Raw genomic sequence first — 18,579 nt, forward strand, 5'->3', positions numbered from 1 at the left:
GTTCTGCTTTTTATTTTTCATTTTTTAATCTTCAATACTAAAATCTACTTTTTCATCCAGCTTAGGGTATTTGGTAGCGCACACGAATTTCTTTCCCGTACAATCTATTTCAAGCCAACCCTTTCTTTTCTTTACATCTCCTACCTCCATAACAAATGGAATAAAAGACAAATCATCTTTTCCTTCTTCTTTAATTTCTCTGTACTGAACAGCGATATCTAAAATACAATGATGATCTGTATTCAGTTTTACATTTCTGTAGATAATATCGTAATGGCTTTCTTTATTCTCCGGAATATCGAGGTAAGATTCCCAGCCTGTAATATCAGAATTAAGTTCACTGATTGCTTTTAAAGCATAGAATAATGCTATAGTATAATATTTTCTTGTTCCTGTCCTTGTATAATCATCTACAAAGTGTCCTCCCTCAAATAGAATCGTAGGCATTCCGGCTTTAATAAAATTATCACCGGTTGATGTTGGATAAAACTCATCAGAATATCTTCCAATCTGATTAGGAATTAAATCTTTTAAATGATTGTATATACTCCCAATCACTGCCATACATTTTTTTCTGTTGTCCGTAACGGTGCGCTCTTCATTTTCAGAGGGAGCCAAAAACGAAAGTGTGGCTGGATGGATTCCATCTGTTGTAAAAATAGTCCTTTGCTCATGTAAATTCAGAGCATAATCATATTGGTTTGCAGATACTATATTCTTAAGGAACTTAATCTCTTTACTGGCCTCATTATGAAAATCCCTGTTAAGGTCTATATCCGTTGCATTTAGCCTTGTCCATCTTTCAGAGCCATCAGGATTTAGCATAAAGATAAAGTCAAGTTTGATCTTGCTGAATAAATCTTCCTTCATTTCAGGATATTTATCAAGACTTACCAGCAAATCAAGCATAGCATGGGTAGCGTTTGATTCATTTCCATGCATTTGCGACCATGCCAGTATTTTAATAGGTCCACTGCCAATACTTAATTTATAAATGGGCTTCTCCAAATACGATCTTCCGATCTCTGTAATATATTCGCTGAGATTCGTCTGTAGGTAAAAAAATAATTTTTCAGGGGAAATATAGCGATTAGGAAAATTTGGATTTTGAAGATAGATCTGTTCAAAGTTCATTTCATAATAATTTACATGAGTCAAAATTAGCCATTTTTAAAGAGAAAATAAAATTAACATTTGTAACTTTATTAAACAATGTAAATTGCCATAATGTCTGTGGATAAAATTGTGGATTGCTAATAATTTAATATAATATTATTAAGTAATTTAAAATCAAATATTTACTACGATTATCTAAATGCTTATTTTAAATTTACTTGAAGTGATCAATTCCCTATTTACCCTCAATTGAGGGTAATGTGATTAAACACAGTAAGATGTGGAAAACATAAATTTCCTGCCTTGTATACAAATGTAAATTGTGGATTATTTTCTTATTTTTTTTGATTTCCGTCATTAAATAGGACAGATAAAAAGTCATTTTATCATATAGTAATGCATTGAGGAATTTTCAGATTAATCTTAATCAGTTTCTCATAAGAAATAGCCATTAATAGACACTTAGCGTTTAAATTTGAGTATAACTTCATATTATATATGGTTGAAATCAGGCATTTATCATTGGTCCTACTCCAGCGTCATTCAAAAAGACAATAAATAGTGATGAATAGAGCCTTATCAGAAGATTAATACTAATTTTTGAACAGCATCCTATTAACAGGAAATTTATTCACTTCTTATTTTAAGTATATATCACTAAAATCAGATATGAGGATAAATTGTTGAATAAAAATTACAGTAGAATTTTATGAGTAATATAATATGTTGTTTATCAACAATATACCTATTTACTTTTGTATATTATGAATGTGAATAATTATTTACATTTGTATTTTGCATTTGTAAATTTATTATTTACATTTGTAAAACAATTAAAAGCTTATTTTTATGAGTTTAAATGAAAGAATTTCTAAAGTTATCGAGTATTCAAGACTTACTCCTTCTGAATTCGCAGATGAGATCGATGTACAGCGATCTTCCATTTCTCATATCACTTCCGGAAGGAACAAACCTTCTTTGGAATTTATTATAAAAATAAAATCTCATTTCCCTGAGATCCTTTGGGATTGGTTAGTCAATGGCGAAGGTGAAATGCTCAAATCAGCCTTACCCGAAACTTCAGTTCCGGAACCAGATGAACCGGATGAAGAAAAGTTAAAGCCTACTTCCCTCCCTGATCTGTTTACCATGATGAACGATGATGAAGATTTCGGCATTGATGAAGATGAAATTGTTACCCAAAAACAACCCCTTCGAGAATCTCCTATACCGTACAACGTTAAAGCTCAGGAAAAAATAAACGATTCTCAGCGATTAGAGAATTCAAATGAGAAAATTATTAATCAAGTAATTGAAAATCAACAAAGTAAGATAAAAAGAATCGTTTTGTTTTATGAAAACGGAAAATTCGAAAGTTTTGAGCCATAAAAAAGCATTGCCAATCATTTATTATCTTGAGATTCTCTAGTATTGCGAATAAAAAAACCTCACAATTGGTGAGGTTTATTATTTTTAAATAATTGGTATTAATTATTTACTGTTTTTTCTTCTTTCTAATTCTTTCTTTAACAGTCCCAGTTCTCTACCGGTCTGCCCGGCCACAGAAGTGTTTTCCTGAGCTCTTCTGGTCAAATAAGGAACTACGTCTTTTACTGGGCCATAAGGAAGGTATTTAGCCACATTATAGCCTTTATCTGATAAAGCGAATGTAATATTATCACTCATCCCGTAAAGTTGTCCAAAATATACATGAGGATTACCCGTTTCCAGAGATTTTGTTTTCATTTTATCCATAACCAACTCGGAAGAGATCTCATTATGGGTTCCAAAAAATGCTGAAACTTTATCTAAATGATTCATTACAAAATCAATTCCTGCATTATAGTTCCTATCAGTTGCTTCTTTATTAGGCTGGATAGGATCTGCATATCCCTTTTGTTCTGCTCTGGCTCTTTCCTTTTCCATATAAGCTCCACGTACTATTTTATATCCGATAAAATAATTCTTTTCTCGGGCTCTTTGCAAATGGCTTTCCATGTATTCCAGCCTTCCGGTTCTGTACATCTGAATCGTATTCCAAACAATTGGTTTTTCTTTGTTGTACTTTTCCATCATCTCTTCACAAAGATGATCTGCAGCATCCTGCATCCATGTTTCTTCTGCATCAACCATTACTTTCTTATCATTCTCATGGCAAAGCTTACAAACCTCATCAAACCTTCTTACCACTCTTTCCCATTCTTCTTTCTGGCTGGTCGTTAGCTCTGCGTTTTTACCAACTGCTTCATACAGATCAATTCTTCCAAAAGCTGTAGGCTTAAAAACAATAAATGGAATTGCCGGATTTCCTACGGAGAATCTTACAATATCCTTGATTTCCTTACATACTGCATCAAAAGTTTCTTCATCTTCTTTTCCCTCAATTGAATAATCGAAAATACTTCCAACCCCTCTTTTAAATAATTGCTTTACCACTTTCATGCTTTCTTCCCGTGTTTCACCCCCACAGAATTGTTCAAATAAAGTATTTTTTACAATCCCGGTTACAAACGGAAAATTATGATGAACGGTAAAATTAAGAATAGAAGTTCCAACACTGGTTAAAGCCGGTTGTTCAATCATTTTAAACATCCAATATGCTTTTCTTAATTGGGCATCTGTTTTGTCTGCAAATGCAACTTTAGTATCGTTAAAAATGGGCATTCCTTTTTATTAAATTTAATTTTGCAAAGGTAATAATAACCTTAGTCTTTTTAAAAAATATTTTTTAAAATTTACTTTCGATCCCGTTCAAAAGCATCGCAATAATTCCTACAAAGACCCAAAGTCTTAATATGTTCAATGTTATGAACTTGCTTTTCCGGGAGTAGTTGAGGAGTAAATAAATACATAAAATCATAATAAACATCCCGCCGACAAAGTAATAAGCCATAAAACCTGAAACTCCGGTTCTCATAATTAGCTTCATAGACACCACCATTGTTACAATAAGCAGAGATACGATGATGATTTTAGTTGTTTTATTTTCGAAATAATTAGGAATTGTAGTATATCCAAACGCTTTATCAACGCTTTTGGTTAGTGTGTCTTTTACAATATCAATGCATAAAAGGATCAAAAAAAGGAAAATGGCCATTAAAAGAACCTTTTTGGAAAAAGTTTCATAGTATACCATCATCCCAAAGAAAGGATATAATGTAAGACTTACAAAAGTAAGGTTATTCAGCAACAATACACGGCTTAACTTATGGCTGTAAAACCACATAAAAAACTGATAGATCAGAAAAAAAATAAATACGTTATGTGAAATAAACCAAGCAACTCCCAGGGAAATAACACTTAGTGCGAGATACGCGTACAAGAAATATTTCTGGGCAATAAAACTTTGAATTCTTGTACGAAAAGGTTTCACCACATGGTCCTTTTCAAAATCGTAGAATTGGTTGATAATTCCTCCCGCTAGAATGCTCAGTACCGTACAGAAAATAATACCGTGAACCTTAAAATCGAAGACAAAATTTCGAAGACTTTCCTCCTGATTAAATAAGAAAAAAGTAGATACGTAAAGCGCAAATGTAAGCAAGATCGCTACAAAAAACCTTGCGCCTAAAAGAAAGCCCACGAACTGTGAGAATCTATAAAATAAAGATTTAGATATATAGTTTTTTGATTGGAAAGTTTCTTTTTCAGAATTCATTCCCAATCTGTTTAAAATCTGTAAATAACCTCTTTGTTAAAACCATCAAGCATTTTTTCCGCCTTTTCATAGTCCTTGGTAAATCCAAGTATATATCCTCCGCCACCGCTTCCGCATAGCTTAAGATAATAGGCATTGGAATCCAGACCTTTCTTCCATATGTTGAAAATACTTTCCGGAATCATTGGTCGAAAATGTTCATATGCCCAGTGTGAAAGTTTTTTCAAGTTTCTAAAGAAAGGATTCATATCCTTTTTTAGAAAAGCCTCGATACAGGCATTATTATAACGGATAAATTCTTCTTTTAATGTTTTACGGAAACCTTCTGTCTTCATTTTTTCAAAGAAAATCTGAATCATCGGGCCGGTTTCTCCGGTCATTCCGGAATCTATAAGGAAGATTGCTCCTTTTCCTTCTTCCCCTTCAGGAATAGCAACCCTACCGAGATTTTCTTTGTTTTCGATAAGGATGGGAAGATTCATATAACAGATTAAAGGATCCATCCCTGAACTTTTGCCGTGAAAATAGCTTTCCATTTCTCCAAAAACAGCTTTCAGTTTTTTGAGATTTTCTTTGGAAATATTCTCCGGGTTAAGCTTATTCATAGAATAACGTTCAAAAATAGCAGCTACTAAAGCCCCTGAACTTCCTACCCCATATCCCTGAGGAATATTGGAATCAAAGAAAAGTCCATTTGAAATATCTTTTTTAAAACTTTCTATATTAAGTTGGAAGTCATCAGAAAGATTAAGATCCGCAAGAAAATCAGAATATTTCTGCAGATGCTGATTTGATTTCAATTCAAATTCAGAATTCAGATCAGAGAACTTTAAAGCTCCTTTATAGAAACTATAAGGTACCACAAGCCCCTGGGAATCTTCTATCATCCCATATTCTCCAAACAGAATTATTTTTGCGTAAAATAGAGGGTTCGTCATCTTGACAATAAATCTTTTTGCAAATTTAAGATTATTCTGCTGAATATAATCAAAATCCGGGCCGAATTACAATATTTTTTGAACAATAATGGATTTGTAACCATAAGCCTTATTCATACTTCCAACCTGATCAACCCAATAAAAAAGCCTGATTTGATCAGGCTTTTTTATTGGGTATTATTGTTTTATTAATTTCTTTATTACCGTCTGTTTTTCCGTTTCTACAGAAACTACATAATTTCCTGTTTGTATTGATGAAATATTAACTTCTGATTTATTTCCCTTTAATGAATCGGATGACAACACTAACCTTCCTGCTTCATCGTACATTTTATAGGATCTGAGGTTTTCCTTGGCTGAAATGACAATCATATTCTTTGCTGGGTTAGGATAAATATTCACGGTATTGTCTTTTGTACTTACATCTTCAATACCTAGAACAGCACATGAAAAACCTGCTTTCCAACCACTTCCTGTTTCAGCAGGATCCGATACAAACCTTACAGTAATAGCACCTGTAGCATGAGTAGAAGTAAATACTCCCGGCAATGTATTCCCAGTTAAAGTCCCATTAGCAAACAAAGGTGAAGTCGTTGAAGGACCATTATAAATATACATATAATCATAGTCTTCTTCCAGTTCAAGTTCTGTAAAAGTCATGCTGAGTGCCGAACCGGAACTCGGATAAAAAGTTTTTACAATAGTTTCATTATTACCATAAGCACCATTCAACCCTCCTGTATCCGTAAATAATAAACCTCCACACCAATTGGCATCTGTTAGAAATAACTGGGATCTTTGAAAAGCATTTGATCCCGAACAACCCGATCCTACAAAAAGTCTGTAGTAAGTGGCCGGTTGAAGGTTCGCTAAGCTAATATTTTGAGTGGTTATATTTCCTGATGTTACAACTGTCCCGTCCATTGTTGTCAATTTATACTTCCATGAAGTAGAAGTTCCATCCGTAATAGTAGCATTTGCTGTATTTGTGGTAACATTAGAAATATTCATAGCCGTAATGCTAAGCGCACAAGGTGTTGTACAGTTGGTTCCCAGACAAGGTTTGGAGTCTACGGTACTCCTGATTAGTGCTGCAGGTTGCGGACCAAATCCATTACTAAAACTTATTCCCACTCCTGAAACCAAGTGACAATAGCTCATGATCGTACCCTTTACCGTGGTGGCCGGAATCGGGCCTGTGCAGCCTTCACTATACCCAGCTTGTGCACCACATCCGTCAATTGCTGTTCCATTACCATTCCATGCACAAGCATGGGTATGGGGAGAACCTAAACTATGTCCCATCTCATGAGTCATTGCTTGGATAGTCCATGAATAAACAGGAACATTGGAATAGGTCTGAGAGATGCCCGAATATGCATATTTGTTTCCCGTGCAAAGTGAATTGAGATAGGCAATACTCGTTGTAGCCGGAGCATTTACTAAATGAGCAAGATCTCCATTAAAAGTAGGCCTGTTTGTTCTGAAGCTGCTAAGATTAGCACCAGGAGTTCCTGTATAAGGATCCGCAGTAGTCCAGATAAAAATTTCATTAAGGGCTACTTTTATATCATCATTATTATAAAGTGTTGCGATATTGTTATGAACAGCCGTAAGCCAATTCGTTACCGTTGTTGTATTGGAGCCGTTATTTTGATAAGGAGCAAAACAAACTTCATAATAAATCCGGACACAGTTTTCAGTAACAGCTTTATTAACAGTAGCAGGATCAAATGCTGTCTTTTGAACCTGATTTTCTTTTAACTCGTCTACTCCACAAACAAAAGGATTCGTGCCTGTAAGTTTTGACTCAGAATAGCTTACAAAATCTTCCGAATTCTTTATTTTTCCGACAATAACATTTCCTAATTCAGAGGATGAAGCTACTCCAACTACATCATCTTCAAAGAAGCTAAAAGCAACGATCGAAGAATTATCTCCCTTAATGATACCTCTATAATACGCCCCAGGGTTATATGGCACAATTTCCCCTTTATTGGTGGTTACTTTAAAATTATCTGTAAAAATCTGATGCTTGTAAAGCTCTACGGTAAGCTTTTTATCTCCTTCGAAAGGGAATGAAATTTCAATAGATTCAGGCTTGTCTCTGACCAACTTTTTTAGATTTACAGAATGAATAGTCATTGCAGTAATATCTGTGGCTGCCTTTTTATATTCCTCCATTTTAGGTGAAGTTCTATTAATATTGAAAAGATCATACTTCTCAAAGTGTTTACCTTGTTTATGATATTCTGATATTTTCTGCGAGACAGGCCTTAAATTCTGAGCAAAATTTAAGACAAAGCATAACGAAATGCTAAAAAGTAGAATTTTCTTTATCATTATTAATTTTTATACAAATAAACAAAAAAAATCTACACCTAGTGATTAATCATCATGAAAATTATTAAAATGATAAGTACAATATAACAAAAAGACTATTTAATTAACAATATGCTTCTATCATTTTTTAGACCTGTTAAAATAAAAAGACGCTTATAAGCGTCTTTTTTATTTATGTCGTCTACAATGTATCACGATCTTTCAGCATTTTGACCTTCAGGAACCTAATCAGTATAAGACCAACCCCAAAGAATAAAGTCATTGAAAGGGCAGCAATACGCATATTATTAAAATGCTCAATCAATGTTGCGAAAATAAATGTTCCGATAATAATGGCTATTTTTTCCAATACATCATAAAAACTAAAATAGGTTGTATTTTCCATTGAATCTTCAGGTAACAGTTTTGAATATGTTGATCTGGACATGGCCTGAAGCCCGCCCATCACTAAACCTACAACTGCTGCAACTCCATAAAACTGGTATTCCACTGTTGGACTTTCTTTCTTTAAAAAATATGCCCATACACATGCAGCCATCCATAATATGATTGCAATTGAAATCACATTTCTATTTCCTATTTTTTTAGATAATCTGGAGAAAATAATAGCACCAATAATAGCCTCAATCTGGATTACCAAAAGGGTTCCAATCAACTTGTCCTGAGCAAGATTGATTTCACTTTTCCCAAATAAAGTTGCCATAAGGAAGATCGTTTGCATTCCCACACTGTAAAAGAAAAAACTTGACAAAAAGAATTTCAGGTTTCTATCTTTGAAAAGGTCTCTTCCCACTTTAAAAAGTTCATGAAAACTTTCTTTTGCGATATCCTTATAAAAGCTCATATTATCTTTTAATACTTCAAAAAGACCTCCTTGTTCTTCATGTTTTCTAAAGATATTTTTATAATTCAGCAAAACCAAATCTTTAGGAAGTTTATCTTTTACATCTCCAAACTGTGGAAGGTGTTTGAATGTATATTGGGAAAAACCAAACCACCAAGCTCCTGTTAGTAAGAAACTGATTCTTGTAAATAACAGTTGCTGTGCAGCTCCTTTAGCAAAAACCTGAATCAATAGTAAACAAATTACGACTAAAACTACAGAACCAATATATCCATATACATATCCTTTGGAAGAAAGCGCATCCTGCTTGTCTGGTGTCGCAATATCAGGTAAAAAAGAGTTATAAAATACTAAACTTCCCCAGAATCCTACACTTGCTGTTATACTAAAAAGCAAGCCCAAAAAGACATTATGCATTCCTGTGAACATTGCTAACCCCATACACGAAGTAGCACCCAAATAACAGAAAAACTGTAAAAATGATTTTTTATTTCCGATAGTATCTGCCAAAGAAGATAAAAATGGAGAAAGCAATACAACAATAAGGAAAGATATCGTTAATGAATATCCATACACTGTATCTGGTTTGTATTCTTCACCAAATATTTTTATTAAATGCCTTACAGGGACATCAATCCATTGTTTTGTCTCAGTTACATACTCCTTCTTTTCATAGGCGGTAGTAAGAATAGAATAATAAATAGGAAAGATGGTAGAGGTAATAACCAAAGAGTAAACAGAATTGGCCCAGTCGTACACTGCCCAGGCCTTCATTATCTTTGGATTATTCTTAATATTTTTTGGTCGTTGATTCTCTGTTTCGGACATTTCAAATATATTAGATGCACAAAAATAGAAAAACCGCTGAATATTCAGCAGTTTTTTTTATTAATTAGAATATCCTGATATATTATCAATTCTTTAAATACTATTGATATGTAGAGGTCTTGAATAATAATTACAGGTTTTAAAACAAAAATTGGAGCCTTTAAAGCTCCAATTCAAATATTCAAAAAGAATTTGAATACTAGATATTTTCAATAACAATAGCTGAAGCACCTCCACCACCATTACAGATAGCAGCAGCCCCATATTTAGCATTGTTTTGTTTTAAAACGTTAATCAGAGTAACAATAATCCTTGAACCAGAGCTTCCCAGTGGATGTCCTAAAGCGACAGCCCCTCCATTTACATTTACTTTGGCGGCATCTAATCCTAAGATCTTATTATTAGCCAAACCAACTACTGAAAATGCTTCATTAAATTCAAAGAAATCAATATCTGTAAGTTCTAACCCTGCTTTTTTAAGCGCAATAGGTAAAGCTTTAGCAGGTGCTGTTGTAAAGTTTTCAGGCTCCTGAGCTGCATCAGCGTAAGAAACGATCTTCGCTAAAGGCTTAAGGCCTAATTCTTCCATTTTTTCTTTAGACACAAGAATCAAAGCTGAAGCACCGTCATTTAAAGTTGAGGCATTAGCTGCAGTTACAGTTCCTGCTTCTTTTTTAAATACTGTTGGAAGTGTTGGCAATCTGTCAAAATTAACAGCTTTATACTCTTCATCTTCTGCAAAAATTACAGGTTCTCCTTTTCTTTGAGGAATCTCAACAGATACAACCTCATCGTTGAATTTACCTTCACTCCATGCTTTAGCTGATCTTTTATAAGATTCGATAGCAAACTGGTCTTGCTCCTCTCTTGAGATAGAATAATCTGTTGCACATTTTTCTGCGCAAACACCCATGTGAACTTTATTGTAAACATCTGTCAGACCGTCTAAAACCATTCCATCCTGCATTTTAACATCGCCTAACTTGGTTGCTATTCTTGCGTTATAATAATGAGGTACTGAAGACATATTTTCCATTCCTCCGGCAACGATTATATCTACATCACCTGCTTTAATAGCTTGTGCCGCCATTGTTACGGCTTTCATTCCTGAAGCACAAACTTTATTTACTGTTGTGGACGGAGTTTCGATAGAAAGTCCTGCTCCTAATGCCACCTGACGGGCAGGTGCCTGCCCTTCTCCTGCCTGTAATACGTTCCCCATGTAAATTTCCTGAACCAATTTCGGATCAAGACCAATTTTGTCTAATGCTCCTTTTACGGCAACAGTTCCCAGCTTTGTAGCAGGAACAGTTGATAAACTTCCCATAAAACTCCCCATTGGTGTTCTTACTGCGGAAACGATGAATACTTCTTTCATGTGTATGATTTATTTTTTTTATTGATATATGTAACCTTACGGCTTCATTTTATTTGATAGTAATTAGTTCATATCTTCGACTTTACTAATTATAAATTCTGTCGTTTTATTATTATATTCTGAAGTAATTTTAATAAAATTACGATCAGTTTCTACAACCCTGTTTACCATCACTTCTCCCAGCTTCATAGGGTAGCTTTCTTCAGATTTGGCTATCAGCGTAACTTTATAATTACAATCATCTACGAAATCTAATCGTGATTTTATATAGTCTTTACCTTTGTTATAATATTCTGTTTGAATATTGTCTTGTACAGTCATTACCCATTCGTCAATAGGCATATCCACACGTAAGAATTTTCCTGTTTTTATATTCTGACATTTTGCAGGTTGATCTGAAGTCAGAAAAATATTTTGCTGGGCTCTTACCTGTGAAAAACTTAAGACAAAAAGCAAAATGAATAAAATGTTGAGATGTTTCATATTTTTGTTGTGTTTTTTTTAATTAATAATAAGAAAGCTCCTAAAAACTCTATAATCCATCCCCATTTGAGCTTAACCACACCCGCAAATGTCTCTCTCCATGATGCAAAAGGAAGAAAACTGAAATAATTCAAAGATTGCATTTTAATGGCAACCAGGGTAAATATAAACAAAAGGATAAGTAAAAAGCCTAGAATTTGCCCCATTTTAAAACGATTGTTAACCACTCCAAAAAGAGCACAAACACCCAAAATCCAGCAAATTATTGCCAGTGAGTGATCCAGCTTCCAGTAATTCCAGTTTCCAATTACAGGAACATGAACCAGCGGTAAAAAGCTTCCTGCGATTACTAATAATGATCCTATTAACTGAATATTTTTCATAATTCTTAAAATGCCAAAATACAAAAAAAAACACACTTATAAAAGCGTGTTCAATATCATGATATCCTATTAAAAATCAAAACATTAAATTGAAAATTTCTAAACCAATTTGTATTCCGTTTTTGTTTTTCATCAGGGCATCATCATTAAAAATAGGAGTAAGATCCTTTTTCACATATAAACTAATCCCACGATAGCCTATACTCAATTTTGTTCCAAAAAGGAAAGGATTCATCCCATCTTCTATCCTCTGTTTAAAAATATTCCTGTTTGACTCTTCATTGGAATATCTGTATTTTATTTTACTTCCGATTTTTACGCCTCCATATACGCCAAGACCTATCCTCAACTGTGGCTGACTGTTATCCAGAAATTTCTCACCACCATAATTTACGTACTTAGGATTTAGTACAAACTGCAATTCAAGAGGAATTTCAATGTATTCTGCTTTTAATTGTGAAGATTTCAGATTACCCATCGTAAAAGGTCTTTGAAAGAGTTTCCCATCAGCTTGTGTAAAAACCATTGGTTTCTTCACATTATAGATATCCGATCTCAACCCAACTCCAAAATTCAGCAATACGGGGCTGGCATTACTTCCTGCCTGTACTTCAAATCTAAACTGATAAGAAAGAGACCCTGACTTTCCTGAACGAAGTTCTTCAGAATCGTTAGAAAAATTAAACGGAGCAGACTTATCTGTAAGATTTAAAAAGCCTCCACCAATAAGAACCCCTGCATGATTTAAAAGACGTTTCATATCTGTTTTTTTCTCATCAATACTTTTACCCAGAACAGATTTTCTTACTTTCTCTTTTGTTATATCCTCAAAGCTTTCTTTTTCAGCATCAACCTTTTCATTAATACTATTTTCATACTTCACTGCAATTTCATCATTCATTTTTTTCTTATCATCAGCAGAAATCTTTCCATCCTTAAAGTCTTTATCAACAGCATCAAGCTCTTCATTCATTTTTGTCTTTTCTGAAGTAATAATACTGTCGATTTTTGCAGTATAATTATTAATTTTTTCTTTCAAAGTTTCCCGGGAACGGGAATCGTAATAATTCGCTGATTTTTCCTGTGAAAAAGCCAGTACAGAAGCAGTCATCATGATGGCAGAAATTAGAGCTTTATTTTTCATTTTTCTTATTTTTATTAATTATTCCAGCTGTCCAGCTGCATTTGAGTTGGATGATATATTGTGATTATAAGTCGAAATTGTTTTAATCTGTTTTGGTATGGACAGTGACTCCTAATGTTACAGCAGCTTTTGAAAGGTGCGGTTTTAATTTATCCAATTCAATTCTTATGTATGGTCCTTTTTCCAGGTTCCCTTGTATTTTATCATATTCTCTTCCTACAAGCAAGTCTGAAGCCTCTATATATTTTTCAGTTTTTTTCTCAGTTTTTTGATTAACCGTACCTAATTTATTTTCAGATATCTTTTCTTCCTCGGGAATTACAAGATCAACAGGCTTTATTTGAACGCCAGATGCTATAGGATGAACATCGTGATCTGCTTCATAATTTGACACTTTAATATCCTTTGTAATAGCCCTATTATGATCACGATTGGATGTGATACTATCTACTCTTTCCTTCTCTTTACCATTTGTTGCAATACTACGATCAACAATATCCGAAGATATAGCAGAATGATCCAGATGCTCATTCCGGAATACTAACTCTGGGTTATTATCTAAAGTCCCAGTTTTCTCGTTTGACTTGTCATAGGCAATTGTATATGCAGTTTTTGTCCTGTCTATATTAAAATAAACAAGAATTCCTGAAGATAATAAGAACAAAATAATTGCTGCATATTTCCACCACTTATAAGGCGATGAAACAGGTAGATTTTCAACTGAAATATCTGCTTCATCCAAACCTGCTTCTATTTTGTTCCAAAGATCATGAGATGGCTTTATCTCCATTTCTTCATATCCGGATTTTAATTTATTCAGCATTTTGTTTTTCATTTTCTTTAGTTTTAAAAAATTCAACCAACCACCTTTTAGCTTTGTTTAACTGACTCTTACTTGTCCCTTCGGAGATATTAAGGATCTCAGCTATTTCCTGGTGCTTTTTCTCTTCAAAAACATATAAATTAAAAATAATCCTATACCCTGGCGGCATTTTAGAAAATATTTCTTCAAGATTAATTTCTTCCAATCCCTCTTCAAAATCGTCATCAGAAAAATCATCGGCGATTTCTACATCTGCATATAAAATGTTTTTTGTTTTCCTTATAAAATTTATTGAGTCATTGATTATGATCTTTCTCAGCCAAAATGGAAAACTCTTGTAATCTCTGCATTCATTCAATTTAGTAAAGCACTTTAGGAATGCATTTAATAGAATATCTTCAGCATCATGGATATTATTGGTATAAGAATTCGCAACAGCCAACATTTTACTTGAAAAAGCATCATAAAGAGCTTTTTGAGCCCTCCGATCCTGTTTTTTAGCAAGTGTAAAGTTTTCTTCTAAATTCTTCATGTTTTAGTTTCTATCTTAAAGACGTGGAAAAATACAAAAGGTTGCCTGAAAAAATAAAAAAATGCACTTTATTTCTAAAGTGCATTGTAATGTATTGATAATAAGCTTAATATTTTTTTAATGATTGATATGGGCTACTTCTTTAGGATCGTGTTTGTGTTTAAATAAAAGAGCAAAAAGAATAGCCAAAACTAATGCATACGCAGCAAAAGATAACCAGATATTCTGCCAGTCTTTTACCATCACAATAGAGGACAAAGTTCCATCGGAATTAACAGCTGCATTAAAAGAATTTTTCAGAATTTCTAAAAATGTCGGATTATCGGGAGTTGTTTCCAGATAAGCTGATAAATCACTTACATTAGTAAATTCACGTGTAAAGAATTTATCAATCGCCCAACCTGCCATATAACTTCCAAAAACAGCTCCAAAACCATTCGTCATCATCATAAATAAACCCTGTGCAGAAGAACGGATCTTTTTATCGGTTGTGGTCTCTACGAAAAGGGAACCTGAAATATTGAAGAAATCGAATGCCATTCCATAAACAATGCAGGAAAGAATAATCAGTGCAAGCCCATATCCTTCAGGAATTCCATATGCGAAAAAGCCAAACCTTAAAACCCAGGCAAGCATTGACATCAACATTACTTTCTTTATACCGAATTTCTTTAAAAAGAAAGGAATTGCAAGGATAAACAGTGTTTCCGAAACCTGTGAAATCGACATAATAATTGTTGATCTCTGCACCACAAAAGAATCTGCATATTTAGGAAAATGAGCAAATTCACTCAAAAATACATCACCATAAGCATTGGTAAGCTGTAAGGCAGCCCCTAAAAGCATGGAAAATAAAAAGAATAATGCTGTTTTATAATTAGCAAAAAGTTTAAAGGCATTCAGTCCTAATTGCTCTGATAACGGAGCATTTTTATCAATCAGTTTTTGAGGTGGGCATTTAGGTAAAGTTAATGCATAAATTCCTAATAAAATTGCAACAACGCCTCCTATATAAAATTGTCCTTCGGTTGCTTTGTTTCCTGTAAGATTTGTTATCCACATGGCTACAATAAATCCTATTGTCCCCCAAACCCGTATAGGTGGAAAGTCTTTTACAACATCCAGATTACTATTTTTCAGTATCGTATATGAAATAGAGTTGGCAAGAGCAATAGTAGGCATGTAGAAACACATAGCAGCCAGCATGACATAAAAGAATGAATTAGGATCGCCTGTATGTGGCAAGATAAATAAGACAATTCCGTAAAGAATCTGTAAAACCGAAAAAATCCGCTCTGCATTTACCCAACGGTCTGCTATAATTCCGGTTATGGTAGGCATAAAGATAGAAGCTATCCCCATTGTTCCGAAAACAGCTCCAAACTGAGTTCCATCCCAATGTTTTGTACCGAACCAAAAATTAGCCATCGTAATCAGCCATGCACCCCAAACAAAAAACTGCAGAAAGCTGAGGATGGTAAGTCGTAATTTTAAATTCATAGTTTAATTGTAAGTATCTCTTTAGTCAATTTTCTTTTTCCTCCTTTTGATTTCTTCCTGAATCTCCAAAGCGGTGTCAAAGTCTTCTTCCTTTACAGCATCTTCCAATAATTTCTGTAATTCCTCCATAGAGAGAGATCTTAAATTATCTTCTGTCTGAACTGTTTCAGAAAATGACTGTTCCTCCTTGGAAACATCTTCCAATTCCAAAAGAATTCCTGCTTCATTTAAGACTTGTTGAGTGGTAAAAATAGGCGCGTCAAAGCGTACTGCCATAGCAACAGCGTCAGAAGTTCTGGCATCTAAAATCAGTTCTTCTTCCGTTATTTTATTTTTGAAGTTTATGTTGGAAAAGAAAACTCCATCTACAATTTGATAAATAATCACGGACACCAATTCATAATTTGCCGAAACTATAAATTTTGTAAATAAATCATGGGTAAGAGGACGTGGTGGATGAATATCTTTCTCCAGACCAAGAGAAATGGATTGTGCCTCGAAATTTCCTATAACAACAGGTAACTTTATGTGTGTTTCTTCATGTTCCAATAACAAAGCGTACGCCCCTGATTGGGTCTGGCTGTACGATATTCCTCGAATAATTAGCTGTTTATAATCCATAGCTACAAAGATAAAGTAATTTTTGAATGTAAGTTTTACTTTTTGGACAAAAATAAAAGCTCGGAAAAACCCGAACTTTCATTTTTTATATAGTATAAAACTAAATTTTATCCTTTGATTGCTTTAATTTTTTCAGTTAATGCCGGTATAATCTGGAATGCATCACCAACTACCCCATAATCTGCTGATTTGAAGAAAGGAGCTTCCGGATCACTGTTGATCACAACAATTGTTTTAGAAGAGTTTACTCCTGCTAAATGCTGGATAGCGCCGGAAATACCTACTGCAATATAAAGGTTAGGAGAAATTGCTTTACCTGTTTGCCCTACGTGCTCAGTGTGAGGTCTCCAACCAATATCGGAAACAGGCTTGGAACAAGCTGTAGCCGCACCTAAAACATTGGCAAGATCTTCAATCATTCCCCAGTTTTCAGGACCTTTTAAACCTCTTCCCGCTGAAACTACAATTTCAGCTTCTTTAAGATCCAACTTCCCTGAGCTTTGTTCATGAGAAACCACCTTAGTATCTTCATTAGCCACTGATAAGTTTTTCACCTCTTCAGAACCTGACACCGGATTCTCTTTAATTCCGAAAGCATTTTGAGAAACAGTAATAATTACTCCTGTCCCTTCAGCTTTAGCATGCATAAATCCTTTTCCTGAGAAAGCTCTTCTCTTCACCTGGAACGGAGAAATACTTTCAGGAGCTGCCAATACATTGGTAATTAAAGAAAAATTCTTCATTACAGCTAACATAGGAGCTACGGAAGAAGCATCGGTAGTATGAGGAAAAACAATTATGTTTCCATTCGCCACCTCACTCACTGCCTGAGCAAATGCTTTTGCTGAAAAGTTTTTAAGACCTTCGTCTTTAATATTGATGACATTAGATGCTCCATATTTATATAATAAATCTGAAGAATCTGTAGGGTTTACAGAAATTGCTGTAACGGTATCTCCCGCCTGATCAGCAATAGCTTTAGCATACGAAACTGCTTCAAAAGCTGCTTTTTTGTAAACTCCGTTTATATTTTCTGCGTATACGAATACTGCCATTTTTTTTGAATTAAAAGATTAAAAAATTTAATAATTAAAAGATTTAGATCACTTTAGCTTCTTCGTGAAGTAATCTTACCAGCTCATCCAGATTGTCCGGAGAAACCATTTTCACAGCAGCTCTTGGAGGAACACTATCATAAGAAACTCCCTGAACTTTCACTTCAGAAGAAGTAGGCTCAACAACCTGCAAAGGTTTTGTTCTTGCAGACATAATCCCTCTCATATTAGGAATAATTAGATCTTTTTCGTCCACCAAACCTTTCTGTCCGGCAATCACAGCAGGAAGTTTTACAGAAATCGTTTCTTTACCTCCTTCAATCTCTCTTACTGCAGTAGCTTCGCTTCCATTAACATCCAAACCAACAGATGCATTCACAAACGGCTGATTTAGCAACTGTGCTACCATTCCGGGAACAGAACCTCCATTATAATCAATAGACTCTTTTCCACAAAGGATAAGATCGTAACCTCCATTTTGAGCAACAGCAGCAATTTCTTTAGCTGTTGAATAACTATCTTTTGGATCAAGATTTACTCTAACTGCATCATTTGCCCCAATTGCCAATGCCTTTCTGATAACCGGTTCCGTTGCAGCATCTCCTACATTAATAACCGTCACTGTAGCTCCTTGGGACTCCTGAAGTTTAACTGCCTTTGTCAACGCAAATTCATCTAATGGATTGATTACCCACTGAATTCCGTTTTTGTCGAAAGCAGACTTATCTGCTGTAAAGTTAATTTTGGAAGTAGTATCCGGAACACTACTAATACAAACTAATATTTTCATGTGTACTATTTTATTTTTCTCTTTATTGCATAAAAGCCTGGTGTTGTTATGCAGAGATTTTGTTTGATTAATTTCTGTAAATATAAATAAAAAATATATTATGCATGCATAATACTTATGATTTTATTATTCAATACATTAAA

General features: G+C 34.2%; 17 protein-coding genes. 1 reads left to right on the plus strand and 16 read right to left on the minus strand.

Features of this window, described 5'->3' with window-relative positions; all coding sequences use genetic code 11:
• Positions 1 to 24: 24 nt before the first annotated feature.
• Positions 25 to 1,134 (minus strand): M14 family zinc carboxypeptidase, encoded by a 1,110-nt coding sequence (locus G9C87_RS04095; protein WP_172278436.1) that lies wholly within the window; start codon positions 1,132 to 1,134, stop codon positions 25 to 27.
• A gap of 831 nt (positions 1,135 to 1,965) precedes the next feature.
• On the opposite strand from G9C87_RS04095, the gene G9C87_RS04100 reads away from it, so the two are divergent.
• Positions 1,966 to 2,505: a helix-turn-helix transcriptional regulator gene (locus G9C87_RS04100; RefSeq protein ID WP_172278438.1), complete on the plus strand. Its 540-nt coding sequence runs from the start codon at positions 1,966 to 1,968 to the stop codon at positions 2,503 to 2,505.
• Between the two features lie 102 nt (positions 2,506 to 2,607).
• Here G9C87_RS04100 and G9C87_RS04105 read toward each other — a convergent pair whose 3' ends face one another.
• The 15 genes from G9C87_RS04105 to G9C87_RS04175 all read right to left on the minus strand — a co-directional run bounded on the left by G9C87_RS04105 (position 2,608) and on the right by G9C87_RS04175 (position 18,436).
• Positions 2,608 to 3,780, minus strand: a complete 1,173-nt coding sequence (locus G9C87_RS04105; protein WP_172278440.1) for a proline dehydrogenase family protein — start codon at positions 3,778 to 3,780, stop codon at positions 2,608 to 2,610.
• 64 nt (positions 3,781 to 3,844) lie between these two features.
• Positions 3,845 to 4,774 carry a UbiA family prenyltransferase gene (locus tag G9C87_RS04110; RefSeq protein WP_172278442.1) on the minus strand — a complete coding sequence of 310 codons (930 nt, stop codon included), beginning with the start codon at positions 4,772 to 4,774 and terminating at the stop codon, positions 3,845 to 3,847.
• Between the two features lie 11 nt (positions 4,775 to 4,785).
• Positions 4,786 to 5,712 (minus strand): mevalonate kinase, encoded by a 927-nt coding sequence (locus G9C87_RS04115; protein ID WP_172278444.1) that lies wholly within the window; start codon positions 5,710 to 5,712, stop codon positions 4,786 to 4,788.
• Positions 5,713 to 5,889: 177 nt separating this feature from the next.
• Positions 5,890 to 8,055 carry a M12 family metallo-peptidase gene (locus G9C87_RS04120; RefSeq protein ID WP_172278446.1) on the minus strand — a complete coding sequence of 722 codons (2,166 nt, stop codon included), beginning with the start codon at positions 8,053 to 8,055 and terminating at the stop codon, positions 5,890 to 5,892.
• Between the two features lie 181 nt (positions 8,056 to 8,236).
• A complete protein-coding gene (locus G9C87_RS04125) occupies positions 8,237 to 9,727 on the minus strand; it encodes an MFS transporter (protein WP_172278448.1) in 1,491 nt (496 codons plus the stop codon).
• A 199-nt stretch (positions 9,728 to 9,926) separates the two neighbouring features.
• Positions 9,927 to 11,105 carry an acetyl-CoA C-acyltransferase gene (locus tag G9C87_RS04130; protein WP_172278450.1) on the minus strand — a complete coding sequence of 393 codons (1,179 nt, stop codon included), beginning with the start codon at positions 11,103 to 11,105 and terminating at the stop codon, positions 9,927 to 9,929.
• Positions 11,106 to 11,168: 63 nt separating this feature from the next.
• Positions 11,169 to 11,588: a hypothetical protein gene (locus G9C87_RS04135; protein ID WP_172278452.1), complete on the minus strand. Its 420-nt coding sequence runs from the start codon at positions 11,586 to 11,588 to the stop codon at positions 11,169 to 11,171.
• Entirely contained in the window at positions 11,585 to 11,971 is a 387-nt protein-coding gene (locus G9C87_RS04140; RefSeq protein ID WP_172278454.1) for a hypothetical protein, read from the minus strand. The genes G9C87_RS04135 and G9C87_RS04140 overlap by 4 nt, the downstream gene beginning before the upstream one ends.
• Before the next feature lie 76 nt (positions 11,972 to 12,047).
• Positions 12,048 to 13,115 carry a hypothetical protein gene (locus tag G9C87_RS04145; RefSeq protein ID WP_172278456.1) on the minus strand — a complete coding sequence of 356 codons (1,068 nt, stop codon included), beginning with the start codon at positions 13,113 to 13,115 and terminating at the stop codon, positions 12,048 to 12,050.
• An 82-nt stretch (positions 13,116 to 13,197) separates the two neighbouring features.
• Positions 13,198 to 13,950, minus strand: a complete 753-nt coding sequence (locus G9C87_RS04150; protein WP_172278458.1) for a hypothetical protein — start codon at positions 13,948 to 13,950, stop codon at positions 13,198 to 13,200.
• Positions 13,928 to 14,470, minus strand: coding sequence for an RNA polymerase sigma factor (locus G9C87_RS04155; protein ID WP_172278460.1), 543 nt, complete (start codon positions 14,468 to 14,470; stop codon positions 13,928 to 13,930). Before G9C87_RS04155 ends, G9C87_RS04150 begins: the two co-directional genes overlap by 23 nt.
• A 117-nt stretch (positions 14,471 to 14,587) precedes the next feature.
• The gene (locus tag G9C87_RS04160) at positions 14,588 to 15,970 is read right to left on the minus strand and encodes a nucleoside permease (RefSeq protein WP_172278462.1); all 1,383 of its coding nucleotides are present in this window, start codon (positions 15,968 to 15,970) and stop codon (positions 14,588 to 14,590) included.
• A gap of 21 nt (positions 15,971 to 15,991) precedes the next feature.
• A complete protein-coding gene (locus tag G9C87_RS04165) occupies positions 15,992 to 16,591 on the minus strand; it encodes a bifunctional nuclease family protein (RefSeq protein WP_172278464.1) in 600 nt (199 codons plus the stop codon).
• A 107-nt stretch (positions 16,592 to 16,698) separates the two neighbouring features.
• Positions 16,699 to 17,646, minus strand: coding sequence for an electron transfer flavoprotein subunit alpha/FixB family protein (locus tag G9C87_RS04170; RefSeq protein WP_172278466.1), 948 nt, complete (start codon positions 17,644 to 17,646; stop codon positions 16,699 to 16,701).
• 43 nt (positions 17,647 to 17,689) lie between these two features.
• Positions 17,690 to 18,436 (minus strand): electron transfer flavoprotein subunit beta/FixA family protein, encoded by a 747-nt coding sequence (locus G9C87_RS04175; protein ID WP_065394252.1) that lies wholly within the window; start codon positions 18,434 to 18,436, stop codon positions 17,690 to 17,692.
• Positions 18,437 to 18,579: the final 143 nt, after the last annotated feature.

This window comes from Chryseobacterium sp. LAM-KRS1, assembly GCF_013184525.1.
In the GTDB taxonomy this organism is placed as follows: domain Bacteria; phylum Bacteroidota; class Bacteroidia; order Flavobacteriales; family Weeksellaceae; genus Chryseobacterium; species Chryseobacterium proteolyticum.

Excerpts from the sequence above, each read along its gene's own strand:
- G9C87_RS04130 (WP_172278450.1), bottom strand. The coding sequence starts at position 11,105 with ATGAAAGAAGTATTCATCGTTTCCGCAGTAAGAACACCAATGGGGAGT.
- G9C87_RS04165 (WP_172278464.1), bottom strand. The coding sequence starts at position 16,591 with ATGGATTATAAACAGCTAATTATTCGAGGAATATCGTACAGCCAGACC.
- G9C87_RS04135 (WP_172278452.1), bottom strand. The coding sequence starts at position 11,588 with ATGAAACATCTCAACATTTTATTCATTTTGCTTTTTGTCTTAAGTTTT.
- G9C87_RS04160 (WP_172278462.1), bottom strand. The coding sequence starts at position 15,970 with ATGAATTTAAAATTACGACTTACCATCCTCAGCTTTCTGCAGTTTTTT.
- G9C87_RS04150 (WP_172278458.1), bottom strand. The coding sequence starts at position 13,950 with ATGAAAAACAAAATGCTGAATAAATTAAAATCCGGATATGAAGAAATG.
- G9C87_RS04125 (WP_172278448.1), bottom strand. The coding sequence starts at position 9,727 with ATGTCCGAAACAGAGAATCAACGACCAAAAAATATTAAGAATAATCCA.
- G9C87_RS04175 (WP_065394252.1), bottom strand. The coding sequence starts at position 18,436 with ATGAAAATATTAGTTTGTATTAGTAGTGTTCCGGATACTACTTCCAAA.
- G9C87_RS04105 (WP_172278440.1), bottom strand. The coding sequence starts at position 3,780 with ATGCCCATTTTTAACGATACTAAAGTTGCATTTGCAGACAAAACAGAT.
- G9C87_RS04145 (WP_172278456.1), bottom strand. The coding sequence starts at position 13,115 with ATGAAAAATAAAGCTCTAATTTCTGCCATCATGATGACTGCTTCTGTA.
- G9C87_RS04120 (WP_172278446.1), bottom strand. The coding sequence starts at position 8,055 with ATGATAAAGAAAATTCTACTTTTTAGCATTTCGTTATGCTTTGTCTTA.
- G9C87_RS04095 (WP_172278436.1), bottom strand. The coding sequence starts at position 1,134 with ATGAACTTTGAACAGATCTATCTTCAAAATCCAAATTTTCCTAATCGC.
- G9C87_RS04155 (WP_172278460.1), bottom strand. The coding sequence starts at position 14,470 with ATGAAGAATTTAGAAGAAAACTTTACACTTGCTAAAAAACAGGATCGG.
- G9C87_RS04100 (WP_172278438.1), top strand. The coding sequence starts at position 1,966 with ATGAGTTTAAATGAAAGAATTTCTAAAGTTATCGAGTATTCAAGACTT.
- G9C87_RS04140 (WP_172278454.1), bottom strand. The coding sequence starts at position 11,971 with ATGAAAAATATTCAGTTAATAGGATCATTATTAGTAATCGCAGGAAGC.
- G9C87_RS04115 (WP_172278444.1), bottom strand. The coding sequence starts at position 5,712 with ATGACGAACCCTCTATTTTACGCAAAAATAATTCTGTTTGGAGAATAT.
- G9C87_RS04170 (WP_172278466.1), bottom strand. The coding sequence starts at position 17,646 with ATGGCAGTATTCGTATACGCAGAAAATATAAACGGAGTTTACAAAAAA.
- G9C87_RS04110 (WP_172278442.1), bottom strand. The coding sequence starts at position 4,774 with ATGAATTCTGAAAAAGAAACTTTCCAATCAAAAAACTATATATCTAAA.